We start from the raw sequence: 12,270 nt of genomic DNA, 5'->3' as shown, positions 1-12,270 counted from the left end.
TCACTGCCGTATAGGCAGCTCAGAAATTCCTGGGCGAAGAAGTCATCCGCGACATCAAGTTCACTGCCGTATAGGCAGCTCAGAAAATCAGACTGGCGAATGCCTGAGCCTCGGTGTAGTTCACTGCCGTATAGGCAGCTCAGAAATGAAGGTGAAGCCATGACCGACTTCGAACTGAGTTCACTGCCGTATAGGCAGCTCAGAAATAATGTTCCTGATAGCAATCCTAATGATCCGCGTTCACTGCCGTATAGGCAGCTCAGAAATCCTGCAGGCTCAATCCGTGAGCCACCAAATCGTTCACTGCCGTATAGGCAGCTCAGAAAACATCGTTGCGAGACATGCCCGTGTCTTTCGAGTTCACTGCCGTATAGGCAGCTCAGAAAGCGAAGGCCCCGCCTTGCAGTACGTCGGAAAAGTTCACTGCCGTATAGGCAGCTCAGAAATCGCCCTGCGCGACAAGCTGCATCGCCGAAAGGTTCACTGCCGTATAGGCAGCTCAGAAAATCGGCGAAACGATCAAGTTGCGGGACGAGTGGTTCACTGCCGTATAGGCAGCTCAGAAATGGGATGTCAATCGAGGACGCTCAGTCATTTGGTTCACTGCCGTATAGGCAGCTCAGAAAAGGGGGCTTGCTGGCCGTTGACCAGGCTCAATGTTCACTGCCGTATAGGCAGCTCAGAAAAGCTCGCGGTCGATCTTTGCGCCACCCTCGACGTTCACTGCCGTATAGGCAGCTCAGAAAATTCGTTGATGGTGCGGGTCTTGCGCCGACGCGTTCACTGCCGTATAGGCAGCTCAGAAAACCGGCTCGCCTTGGTGCTGCTCGGCTGGCGCGTTCACTGCCGCATAGGCAGTATCATCTCAGCCCCCTGATTTTTGACGTTCCCAACCGCGGTGCCGACGGGGTACCACTCGAAGTCGTCGACAGGCAGACACAGGGTTTTGGCGATGTCTTCGGCGCGTGTGGGGGAGAGGTCGGGGTCGATCCATTCGCGGGCGTGCTCGGGCGACAGCACCAGCGGGCGCCGGTCATGAATGTCGACCATGCCCTGGTCGCTGGCGGCAGTGATGATCACGAAGCCGTCGCCCTCGTGGGGCGCAAGTCCCGGATGCACCTGGGCCAATGCCGCGAAGAACATCGGCGCCTGGCTCTTGAGCCGAATGAAGTACGGCTGTTTCTTCTTCGGGTTGTCCGGATCCTTGACCCACTCGTACCAACCGTCTGCCACCACTAGCGCTCGCCCATTCGGCCAGAGCTGCTTGAAGAACTTGCCGGTGGTGACGGTCTCGACTCGGGCGTTGATCGGGTCAGGGCGTTTGCCCTTGGCCCAGAAGGGCGCCCAGCCCCAGTGCACCGGATCAATCCGTAGGCCTTCCTCCACGCTGTGCAGGATCAGCACGCGGGTGGTGGGGGCGATGTTGTAGCGGGCGATCGGCTCGTTGTCGTAGCCGCTGATGACGTCCTGCTCGGCCTCAAGCTCGCGCAGGTAGTCGGCCATGCCCTGGTACTGCGCAAATCGTCCGCACATGCTGACCACCTCCGCCTGTCGCCATCCCACTCATTTGAATTGACCGCAAGACGCCTACAACGTTAACTGTATATTCGTACAGGTATATCGGAAGTCGTGCGTCATGAGCTTTACCATTCTAGGTCCTTTGGCAGGGGGCGGTGTTGAGCTGCCGCTCTGTGCCTTCAAGGTACCGGCGGGATTCCCGTCACCGGCCGCTGATCACATCGAGCGGCAGATCTCATTGGATGAGCTTTTGAATATACGGGCACCCCATGTGTACCTGGTCTCGATCCAGGGCGATAGCATGCAGGGGGCGGGCATCTTCGACGGTGATCTGGTCGTGGTGGACCGTTCGCTGGAACCGCAGCACGGGCATATCGTGGTCGCCCTGCTGAACAACGATCCGGTGTGCAAGCGACTGCGCAAACAGGGGCCCGAGGTGATCCTGATGTCGGAGAACCCGCGCTACCCCTCCCGTTACGTCATGGAAGGCGATGAGCTGTCGATCTGGGGGGTAGTGACCTTCAGTGTGCGCAGCCATGGCCATTGAGTCCCCAGCGCCAGCCTTTGCGCTGATCGACTGCAACAGCTTCTACGCCAGTTGCGAACGTGTGTTCCGGCCAGACCTGGCCCATACCCCCATCATCGTCCTGAGCAACAACGACGGCTGCGTGATCGCCCGTTCCGCGGACGCCAAGCCGCATATCAAGATGGGCGAGCCGTACTTCCAGATCCGGGACAAGATTCGTCAGTACGGGATTGTGCCGTTCTCCTCCAACTACGCGTTGTATGGCGACATGAGCCAGCGGGTCATGACGGTGATCGAGTCCATGGTGCCGGCGCTGGAGGTCTACAGCATCGACGAGGCCTTTGCCGAACTCACCGGTATGACCGAGAACCTGGAACAACTGGGACGCCGTATACGGGCCCAAGTGCTCAGAAGTACCGGCATTCCGGTCGGGGTGGGGATCGCCGGGACCAAGACCCTCGCCAAGCTCGCCAACCACGGCGCGAAGAAATGGCAGGCGCAGTTGGGCGGTGTCCTGGATATCCGGGCACCTCACCGCCGGGAGAAACTGCTCAAGGCCTGCGATGTGTCGGAGGTGTGGGGCATTGGCCGCAAGATGACCGCACACTTGGCCGGGATGGACATCAGGACCGCCTGGCAACTCTCCCAGGCCGACCCGTGGATGCTGCGCAAAAACTTCAGCGTGGTGATCGAGAAGACCGCCCGGGAGCTGGCCGGTACGCCTTGCCTGGAGCTGGATGAACCGGACGTGCCGAAGCAGGAGATCTGCTGCAGCCGGATGTTCGGCCAGCGTCTGCAAACCTTGCCGCCGATCAAGGAAGCGGTCGCCACGTACATGATGCGTGCCTCGGAAAAGCTCAGGGCCCAGCAGTCACTGTGCAAGAAGATTCGGATCAGCATCCGGACTGGGATGTTCAACCCGGAGGAGGCCAAGTACGCCAATGGGGTGGTGATCGATCTGCCGTACCCTACGGACGATGTGCGCCTGCTGACTAAGATGGCCGTCGACGCCCTCGATCAGCTTTTCCGACCGGGCTTCCGATACAGCAAGGCCGAAGTCCTGCTGCTCAACCTCTGCCAGCGCGGTGAGTACACCGACGACCTGTTCGCCGAATCACAACCTGAGCAAGCCACCAAGGTGATGACCGTCCTGGACCAGATCAACCAGCGCTGGGGCAGGGGCACCCTGCGCGCTGCCAGCGTTCCGACCAAGCCAGAATGGGGCATGCGTCGGGAGATGATGAGCCGCAGCTTCACGACGCGGCTGGATCAGTTGTGGAGGATCTCCTGTACCTGAGTACCGGTGCCGATTTTTGGTGTTAAGTCCGGGGTCTATTCGGCTATCTCATGGGGGGATCGATGAGCACGGTGTGGTAGTTGGCCAAGGAAAACCATCAGCATAGATGTTCTTTTTAGGCGTGGAGTACAAATGTACTCTTTGCCTTTTCAGCGTTGCCTCTCTTCGTGCGAAGGATATTAATGTGCCATCATTGGTTCAGTACGCCCAAATCAGACAATGGCAGTCGCGAGTTTTGACAAGGAGTAAGGCATGCTTGATCTCATCTACATCGTGGAAACCCCTCTTGTACCGAATTCGGGGAGGAATGACGATGGCAGCTACGAGCCAAATTTCACTATGGGTGGGCGCGATGGCGTTTCGAAAGTAGGTACTGCAATCGGTGGCAGTGCTGTTGCGACAGCAGCGGCTTTGGGTTCATTCGGTGTTCCAGCGACAGTGATCGCCTCCGCGCTGGTTGGGATACCCGGTGTACTTTCACTATTTTCTAAAGACCCGACAGAGAAGGTGACGGAAGAATCTGCCGAAAATCAGCAAGCATGCGCATTGGCCGCTTATGTGGCCAAGCACTCTTTCTCTCCTGAGGAGGTCAAGACCAAGGGCTATCGCTTTCAGCCAGGTCATCCGATTGTGGGCAAGGCCTATCGCAAGCACCCGCTCATGGAGTATCCAAACTCGGAGAGCAGTAACCTCTACATCCCGAGTGATAGTTATGACTCTATTCTTCTTGAGGAGCGTGAGTCTGAACTGATCAAGCTACTGGTGGCGCTGGGTGCCACCAAAATCACCATCACCAAGAAAACTTCAAATAAGCACAATGAAGAAACCAGTGGTGGTTTGACTGTGACGGCGGGAGTGGCTGGGGGAGGAGGGGCGGAATTTTCCGTTAGCAACGAAAAGTTGAATGATGGGCTTGATACCCGTGAGTTCACGCTCTCGGGGAAAAAATGGAGCACAGAGAGCCGGGTTGGGAGAGAAAATTTCCTCTGGCTCGCCTATGAGCCCTCCTGGAAGGCCGTTGTGTTTGCTCGAGAGTATGGAGGTTGCCTGTCGGCCTCTCTTGAGATCAAAGAAAACACCACGTTCTCTACAGACAAGAATCTGGAACTGACGGTCAAGGCGAAGCTCGCCGAGGTTGGTGCCCACGCGGGACTGTCAGCCAAAAGCGCTGAAGAGAAGAGTTACTTGGTCCGAGTCGAGTTCTCACCGATTGAAGCCATTGGTTAGCTTGACTGCTCTGTTGCTTACCCAAGAGACCAGCGAAATCAGGCAACTGCTGCCACATCAGTGGCTGGCAGCATAGAGCCCTGCAAAGAGAGCGATATGATTCGGTTAGCCCAAGCCAGTGATGAACCCGATATCAGGCATTATGCTGAGCAGGCCTATGGTCGTTATGAACCACTTATGGGGCATAGGCCTGTATCGAAGACCGCCGATTTCAGCCTGCAAATGGATGCTTAAATAATATTTGAGTAGCGATTTTCTGTAAGAGTGATGAGGATGTGGTATTTATGCAGCAGCTTGATTTCCCTGTTCCGTATAAGGATCGTTGTTTAAGAACTTCAAGTGGTACCTATGTGGTTTGGCCCTTCCTGAATGCAGAGAAAGGTGCTGGACCTTATGAGCTATTCTTGGATACTAATGCGCTCACCAATGTTGAGTGGGCTTCACAGTTACCAGCGGAAGTCCGGCTTCAGTCGATTCTCAATCCACTGCCTGCTTTGCAGGAACAATGGTTTTCTAATCTTGAGCTTAGAAAAAATCCTGTTCAGAAAATTGAGGAGATGATTCAGGAGTTGGTTGGGCTTGGCTTTGTGTTTCGCCAAAATTTTGCTCGGGATCAGGTCGCTTTATTAGAAAAAAATGAGGCTGCGTTGAGAGCACAGTTCAGCCTTTTATTTCCCTACATAGCAATCATGAAATCGTTGCTCTCAAAGAAGACACCGGTTGACTTAGCGATTGAGCAGCTTAATAGACTCGGTAATGCCGATATTCCTCGATTTACATCTAGTCTGATGCTGACAGCCCTTGGTGTCGTCTTGAAAAGCCGGCAAGCACTAAAGCTGAATGATGATGCGAAGCCAGCATATTCGTATTTTGAGTCTTTTTTGGCATTTCAGCCAGGAAAGAAAGGAGAGACCGACCATATGACTATCTCCTATTTGCGCAACCGTGCAGGAGATCTGAATCTTTGGTTAACACTTCCGGTCTTGCGAGAGCAGAGATATGAGTTCGTTGGAGTGCCAGCCGTAGTAACAGGCGATAAGGCATTGCATAGGCTTATTTTGCGTGTCCTACCGCCTTTATGTCATGAAAGCCATAAAGCCGCTTTTACCATTTACCCGGAAGGACTGGAAGATCCTCTTTGGAAGAAGATTTTGCAGGTGGTGAACTCTGTTGAGGTTAGAGGCCGTGGCACGAAGGAGGAACATGCGCAGCGGCTGTCTAAATTGTTCGAGCTGGCTAAGGAATTTTGTGCTAATCCGGAAGAACGTTTAGTTTTGGATGAGGCATGGCAACAGTGGTGTTCGCCAGGTCTTGGTCTAGCGATTGAGCTATAGCTTGCTGGCTGTTAAGGTCTCAATAGCTTTGTATGATAGTTTGGCTGCTTAAATTAGCAACCATAATAATTAGCTGTCTATAGACTTTTCTGAGGGGTTCTGATTCATAACCTCTGGAAAGTATAGAGGTCCACTAATCTCGGGCACGATTTTAGGCGAAAATAATCACCACACGACGGTGTTCAATGAACAGACGACGTACCTTCGCTTCTGCGTTCAAGCGTGAGGCAGCCAACCTGGCTCTCGACCAGGACTACAGCCACATTGAGGCTGCCCGATCACTTGGAAGCCAGACGCGAGTCTCGTTTTAAGGTTGTTGCAGGTACATTCGGCCCCCTTGATCGAGCGATTCGAACGTTGGGCCCGAACACACCTTGCCGCTGGGTTTTCTCTCCAAGGCGCGGCAGAGGCCTTGTACGTGCATCCCCGTACGCTCCAGCGCTGCGCGGAAGCGATACTGGGCAAGTCCCCTCTGGCATTTTTCCAGGATTTGCGGGTGGAGCAAGCAAAGCACCTGGTCGCCACTGGGCACGACCTAGAGGTGATTGCTGAAAAGGTCGGCTATTGCGACGCCGCCACGCTGCGTAATCGACTGCGCAGAAAACTGGGACGTGGTGTGCGCGAGCTCCGCTCGGAGTTGGGATAGTTCGGTGACCCAGACAACTTTCGGGGCTCTGTCGTTTTCTACGCCAAGGGGCGTTTTTGTTGGATAACGTGGCAGTCCGGCTCAGTACTGTGGGGCAAGGTGTTGGAAGGGCGTTGATCCGGTTTGTGAGGATGCCGACCGACAGTGAAATGGATACGGTTCATTTCCACAGAGCATGGAAATGGTGAACCGGTCCGTAGCCACCTCCCACCTGTAATTGATCAGCTGCACCAAGCGCGGCCGTCAAATACTCCTTGGCGCCAGAGACTGCCAGCGCCATCGTCGACCCGGGTAGCAGGGCCGTGATCGCTGCCGAAAGCGTGCATCCTGTACCGTGCGAGTTGCGTGTGGCGATTCGTGGGGCATCCAGCTTCAGTGTGTGTCCCTTGCCCGCCAGTAGATCGACGCTACGTTGCCCCTCCAGGTGCCCACCTTTGAGCAGCACCCAATCCGCGCCCAACTGCCCCATTTCCGTTACTGCGACTCGCATGGCTTCCAATGATCGAGGTTCTTCGCCCTGCAGGAGCACGCCGGCCTCAGGCAGGTTTGGAGTGATCAGAGTGGACAGCGGGATCAGGCGTTCCCGAATGGCCGCAACAGCCTCAGGATCCACCAGCCGATCACCACTCTTGGCGACCATGACGGGGTCCAGCACGATGGGACAGTCGGCACGCGCTCGTAGACACCGAGCAATGACTTCAACAATGCCAGCGTTGGCAACCATGCCAATCTTCACGGCATCGACCCGCACATCGTCGAAGACGGCCTCGATCTGCTCGGCAACGAAGGAGGGGGCCAGGGGCACGAAGCGACGTACCCCGTGCGTATTCTGCGCGACGACCGCGGTGATGACGCTCATGCCATAGGCGCCCAGGGCGGAAAAAGTCTTCAAATCGGCCTGAATGCCTGCGCCACCGGTAGGGTCGGTGCCTGCGATCGTGAGTACATTGGCTATCACGTTGTGACAATCTCCTGGGCGTAAGCGACCCGCGTGCTGCGTCAGCGGCGCATGATCAAGACTCAGCGCGCGTCTGGATTCATTCAGATCGATTAGGGCGAGCCATCGGCCTGGGCGGTCCGCTGCGCGATGGCATGGATCACCGCCACCATGTCCAGTCCACCCTGTCCCAGCGCCTCGGTTTCGCCATACAGCGCGTGGCATACGTCCAGCAGCGGCGAGGCGATGCCGAGGTCACGTGCGGCTTGTGCCACCAGACGACTGTTCTTGAGAACATCGGTGATGGCGGCCTGAACCGAAAAGTCCTGCGCCACCAGCTTACCAAGCTTGCCCCGCGAAACGTCGCTGGCCATGGGGCCCGCGTTCAGGGCCTGGGCGAACTGCGCCAGATCGACACCCTGGCGTTGGGCAAAGTGCGTGGCTTCGGCCAGCCCCGTGACCATGGTGATGAGGAACAGGTTCACCGCGAGCTTCATTGTCAGCGCACCAGGTACGTCGCCACACACTAAGCTGTCGCGGCATAACGGCTGTATCAGGCTTCGTACCGCCTCGACCGGTTCGGGCATGCCCGCCAGCATGACGACGAGCTGGCCGGCTTCGGCAGGTTTGCGCGAACCGGAAACCGGTGCCTCCACGTACTGACCGCGGCCTCTGCCGATCTCATCGGCCAGCAAGCGCGAGTAGCCGGGCGAGGTGGTACTCATGTTCACGATCAACCGTCCCCCCATCCGTTGCTCGAACAAGGGCGTGTGTCGACCGAGTACCTCATCGATCGCTGCTTCATGCGCCAGCATCAGAATGAGGGTCTCGCACTGGGAGAACAGGGCGTCCAGGCTGTCAGCCACCTCGGCGCCAGCCGCGCGCAGCGTGTCGTAGTGGTTGTTGGAGCGACTCCAGACAATGAGTGGCACGCCACTGCGAGCCAGGTTGAGGGCCATCGGTGTCCCCATCACGCCCAGGCCGATAAATCCGGTCGGTTTGTTCATCGGATGCAGCCTCTGTAGTCGTTTGAATGGTTCATTTCGACCTCGTGTTTGTGGCATCGGCCGGGACCACTTCTGTTGGCGTCAGCACTCCAGCGGTTTTGAAAAGCGCTCACGAATGGAGCGGATGATGCCTGCGCCATCCAGGCCACACTGGGCGAGCAGGGCGCTGCGCTCACCATGGTCAATGAAGTTGTCCTCAAGGCCAAGCTGCAGCACAGGACAAACCGTGCCGCCCATCAGCATGGCTTCCACGCACGCCGAACCCGCCCCACCCATGACACAGCCTTCCTCGACGGTGACCAGGACATCATGCGTACTGGCCATTTCCTGGACCAGTTGCGTATCGATCGGTTTTACAAAGCGCATGTTGACCAGCGTCGCGTCCAGTTCTTCGGCGGCCACCCTGGCGGGTGTGACCATCGACCCGAAGGCAAGGATAGCGATACGTGCGCCTGCAAGCCGCGTGGTGGTGCGGCGGATCTCTCCCTTACCGATCGGGATGAGTTGCATCTGCGCAACGGTCGGTACACCCACACCTGCGCCGCGGGGGTAGCGCACAGCCGTCGGATTCGGTTGTTGCAACGCCGTGTGCAGCATTTGCCGACACTCGTTCTCGTCCGACGCAGCCATCACCGTCATGTTGGGAATGCAGCGCAGGAAGGCTAGGTCGTAGGCGCCGAGGTGGGTGGCGCCGTCAGCACCGACAATGCCCGCGCGGTCGATCGCAAAGACGACAGGCAGGTTTTGCAGCGCGACGTCGTGAATCAACTGATCGTAGGCCCGTTGCAGAAAGGTCGAGTAAATGCCGACTACTGGCCTCAAGCCTTGCGCAGCGAGGCCTGCGGCGAAGGTCACGGCATGCTGCTCCGCAATGCCCACGTCGTGGTAGCGTTGCGCGAAGCGCTTCGAGAACTCCACCATCCCCGAGCCTTCTCCCATCGCCGGCGTGATACCCACGACGCGTGGGTCCTGTTCTGCGGCGTCGCACAGCCATTCGCCGAACACCTGTGAGTAGGTCTTGGGCGGCGGCGAGGCGGCCGCTTTGACGCCATGAGAGGGGTCGAATCGTCCGGGGCTGTGATACCGCACGGGATCGGCCTCGGCGGGCGCGTAGCCCATGCCTTTGCGGGTCACGACGTGCAGCAATTGAGGGCCGCGCAGGCTCTTCATGTTGCGCAGCGTGGACACCAGTACGCCGAGGTCATGACCGTCCACCGGACCGATATAGTTGAACCCCAACGTCTCGAAAAGCGTCGACGGCAGCAGCAGTCCCTTGAGCTGCGTTTCCAGACGATGAGCCATGTCGCGCAGCGGCGGCGCGGCGAGCAGGGTATGCCCGACCCCTGTGCGCACCGCTGTGTAGAAAGGGCCCGACATCAGTCGCGCGAGATGGCCACTGAGTGCACCTACCGGCGCCGAAATGGACATCGCGTTGTCATTCAGGACCACAATGAAGGGCAGGTCGTGCTCGACGCCTGCATTGTTCATGGCTTCGAACGCCATGCCTGCGCTCATCGCCCCGTCACCGATTACCGCCACCGCATGACGTTCCTGGCGCTGCAGCCTGGAGGCGAGCGCCATTCCCAGCGCGGCCGAGACGGACGTGCTCGAATGGGCGGTGCCGAACGTGTCGAATGGCGACTCGGCGCGTACCGGGAAGCCCGAGATGCCACCAGCCTGGCGCACGGTGTGCATGCGGTCGCGACGGCCCGTCAGGATCTTGTGCGCATAGGTCTGATGGCCTACGTCCCAGACGATGCGGTCGTGTGGGGTGTTGAAGACATAGTGCAGCGCGATCGTCAGTTCAACGACACCCAGGTTCGGCGACAGATGGCCACCTGTGTTCGCAACACTGTTGAGTAGGAAGGTGCGCAACTCGTTCGCGAGTTGCGGCAGTTGGCTGGGATTGAGGCGACGCAGGTCGGACGGCCCATCAATGCTGTGAAGCAGGTCGATCATGGAAGGTCCTTGACTGAAGAGGCGGAGGCTGGCATTCGCTACGGAGCAATGTAATTGCATTTGCAACTATATTAAGTCCGACGCGCTGCCGTCGGCAAGGATGACCGCGCCGTACGCCGCTTGAGACAGCCCGTCAGTTGAAAGCGTTGAGGGTTCCCAGCGTGATGGCGGTACGCGCGGCTGAGTGGTAAGAGCAAGAACATCGTAGGGAGGACGCTGGAACAAGCCCTTTGCATCTGTGTCGTCGTTGACGTCTCAATGGGCGTTGACCAAGGCGCAGAGCCGAGCATCCTTGATGGCGAGTACATCAAATAAACCCAAGGCGCGCAGCGCAGGAAGCGATTCGATGATGTCGCGCTCCGCTTTCGCTCGTTCCTCGTCAGAAGTTGATTCAGACCACGTCCTCGCGTTATGCAAGAACGCGGCGACTGTGCCTTTGCGTACGTTAAGACCGGCGAAATAGGTGCTGTTCACGTCGTCTGGCAGAATGTCACTGGCTTTCATGGGATTCTCTCGTGGGGAGGTAATTGATCTCGAAACTGACTTTAGCGACATGCCGTTGGCTTGACTGCCGTAACAATGCCTACCTATCCTGCGTTTGTGCCACGCCGACATCGCTTCCTCATTGACACATCGCCCACTACGCAGGCCCCTCGGATGTCTTCTCCGCTTGTCGCACCGGAACTGATCACCAGGCTCTCTGCGCGTGACATCCTTGCCGTTTGCCAGCGAAGTGACGCGGTACGTGAAACGCCCATGCATAGCCATTCCCAAGGGCAGTTGCTCGGCAGCGCCGAGGGGTTGATCGCGGTGGAAACGTCCGCCCAGCGCTTCGTGATACCGGCGACTCACTCCATTTGGTTGCCACCGAACTGTGAACACGCTTTCCGATCCTGCGCAGGTTTTTCAGGCTGGTCGGTTTACGTGGCGCAGGAAGGATGTGCTGAGTTGCCTTTGCAACCAAAGATCATCCAATCAAACAACGTTCTGTTATCGCTGATTGATCGGGCAACGCGGTGGACGGGATCCGTCAGATCAGGTCCTGAACAGCGTTTGGCGAGTGTCATCCTTGATGAAATCACGTCCTCCCCTGAAGAACCGCTTGGGCTACCTATGCCCCAGGATCCACGTCTCCTACGAATCGCCACTGCTTTACTGGGCGATCTGTCGAGCATCAGCGGGCAGAGGTCGTGGGCGGACTGGGGAGAGATGTCGACGCGCACCCTCGCGAGAAAATTTGTCGCTGAAACCGGGTTCAGCTTTACCTCATGGCGCCAGCGGGCACGTGCTCTGCGCGCCATCGAACAACTGAGTCGTGGAGACTCTGTAACCAAGGTTGCACTCGACTTGGGTTATGAGAATGTCAGCGCATTCATCGCCATGTTCAAGCGAGTGTTGGGCGTGACACCGGGGCGTTACATTGAGGGGGCCAAGCCCTACCGCTCAGAACTTGAACGCGAGAAGGCCCGATGAGGTGCCCGTCGGCAGCTTGAGGAGCGGATGCCAGCCTTTCATGACAGGCGCATCGACCTTTACCGGTGACCCTTGAGGGGCGCGGCGTGCGTTTGCAGAGGCAGTGGCCTGCACCGTCTCACCCTTGCCGGTCGCCGCCCACACTTAGGCCGCCTGGAGGCGATCCAGCCGCTTTTGGGTGTAGGAGCAATTGATTTGGACGATTATACGCGGGGTACCACGGCGCCAAGGACTGGAGCTCACACCAACGGCGGTTATACCTGCTCGATGAGCCGACGATTTCTCAGCACTGGGGACGCTGTACGTCGATGGGTGGTGAAAAGATCAGCGTGTTTTCCAGTCCAAT

At 57.7% G+C, this 12,270-nt stretch carries 11 protein-coding genes, 1 pseudogene and 1 CRISPR repeat array (1 of these 13 cut by a window edge); of the genes and pseudogenes, 7 read left to right on the top strand and 5 right to left on the bottom strand.

From position 1 onward, the window contains the following. A CRISPR array of direct repeats spans positions 1-806; the repeat unit is 28 nt; unit sequence GTTCACTGCCGTATAGGCAGCTCAGAAA (it extends 422 nt beyond the left edge of the window). Positions 807-840: 34 nt separating this feature from the next. Next, entirely contained in the window at positions 841-1,533 is a 693-nt protein-coding gene (locus tag ACMGT0_RS20745; protein ID WP_416769596.1) for an SOS response-associated peptidase family protein, read from the bottom strand. Positions 1,534-1,636: 103 nt separating this feature from the next. Between ACMGT0_RS20745 and ACMGT0_RS20740 the strand changes: the two genes are divergently transcribed. The 6 genes and pseudogenes from ACMGT0_RS20740 to ACMGT0_RS20715 all read left to right on the top strand — a co-directional run bounded on the left by ACMGT0_RS20740 (position 1,637) and on the right by ACMGT0_RS20715 (position 6,548). Further along, positions 1,637-2,065 carry a LexA family protein gene (locus ACMGT0_RS20740; RefSeq protein WP_416769595.1) on the top strand — a complete coding sequence of 143 codons (429 nt, stop codon included), beginning with the start codon at positions 1,637-1,639 and terminating at the stop codon, positions 2,063-2,065. Next, positions 2,055-3,341: a translesion error-prone DNA polymerase V subunit UmuC gene (gene umuC / locus ACMGT0_RS20735; protein WP_416769594.1), complete on the top strand. Its 1,287-nt coding sequence runs from the start codon at positions 2,055-2,057 to the stop codon at positions 3,339-3,341. The genes ACMGT0_RS20740 and umuC overlap by 11 nt, the downstream gene beginning before the upstream one ends. 252 nt (positions 3,342-3,593) lie before the next feature. Continuing rightward, positions 3,594-4,568, top strand: a complete 975-nt coding sequence (locus tag ACMGT0_RS20730) for a hypothetical protein (RefSeq protein WP_054064509.1) — start codon at positions 3,594-3,596, stop codon at positions 4,566-4,568. Between the two features lie 284 nt (positions 4,569-4,852). After that, complete coding sequence (locus ACMGT0_RS20725) at positions 4,853-5,902, top strand: hypothetical protein (protein ID WP_416769592.1); 1,050 nt, start codon at positions 4,853-4,855, stop codon at positions 5,900-5,902. Positions 5,903-6,087: 185 nt separating this feature from the next. After that, positions 6,088-6,189 (top strand): annotated as a pseudogene (locus tag ACMGT0_RS20720) (transposase); the annotation flags it as partial. A gap of 50 nt (positions 6,190-6,239) precedes the next feature. Then, a complete protein-coding gene (locus ACMGT0_RS20715) occupies positions 6,240-6,548 on the top strand; it encodes a helix-turn-helix domain-containing protein (protein WP_204375726.1) in 309 nt (102 codons plus the stop codon). 160 nt (positions 6,549-6,708) lie between these two features. Here the strand turns inward: ACMGT0_RS20715 and thiD are convergent, their stop codons facing one another. From thiD to ACMGT0_RS20695, 4 genes are all read right to left on the bottom strand, one after another. After that, positions 6,709-7,506: a bifunctional hydroxymethylpyrimidine kinase/phosphomethylpyrimidine kinase gene (gene thiD / locus ACMGT0_RS20710; RefSeq protein WP_054057710.1), complete on the bottom strand. Its 798-nt coding sequence runs from the start codon at positions 7,504-7,506 to the stop codon at positions 6,709-6,711. Between the two features lie 92 nt (positions 7,507-7,598). Then, a complete protein-coding gene (locus tag ACMGT0_RS20705; RefSeq protein ID WP_416769590.1) occupies positions 7,599-8,549 on the bottom strand; it encodes an NAD(P)-dependent oxidoreductase in 951 nt (316 codons plus the stop codon). 24 nt (positions 8,550-8,573) lie between these two features. Beyond that, a complete protein-coding gene (dxs, locus tag ACMGT0_RS20700; RefSeq protein ID WP_054057708.1) occupies positions 8,574-10,451 on the bottom strand; it encodes a 1-deoxy-D-xylulose-5-phosphate synthase in 1,878 nt (625 codons plus the stop codon). 255 nt (positions 10,452-10,706) lie between these two features. After that, complete coding sequence (locus ACMGT0_RS20695; RefSeq protein ID WP_054057707.1) at positions 10,707-10,955, bottom strand: hypothetical protein; 249 nt, start codon at positions 10,953-10,955, stop codon at positions 10,707-10,709. A gap of 153 nt (positions 10,956-11,108) precedes the next feature. Here ACMGT0_RS20695 and ACMGT0_RS20690 point away from each other — a divergent pair, with 153 nt between their 5' ends. After that, on the top strand, positions 11,109-11,924 hold the full coding sequence (locus tag ACMGT0_RS20690; protein ID WP_054057706.1) for an AraC family transcriptional regulator: 816 nt from the start codon (positions 11,109-11,111) through the stop codon (positions 11,922-11,924). Positions 11,925-12,270 lie beyond the last annotated feature (346 nt).

The sequence above is a fragment of the Pseudomonas sp. RHF3.3-3 genome, from assembly GCF_048069595.1.
GTDB classification, from domain to species: domain Bacteria; phylum Pseudomonadota; class Gammaproteobacteria; order Pseudomonadales; family Pseudomonadaceae; genus Aquipseudomonas; species Aquipseudomonas fuscovaginae_B.
The sequence above is the reverse complement of the archived record's forward strand: the minus strand, read 5'-3'. Positions and strand labels throughout refer to the sequence as shown.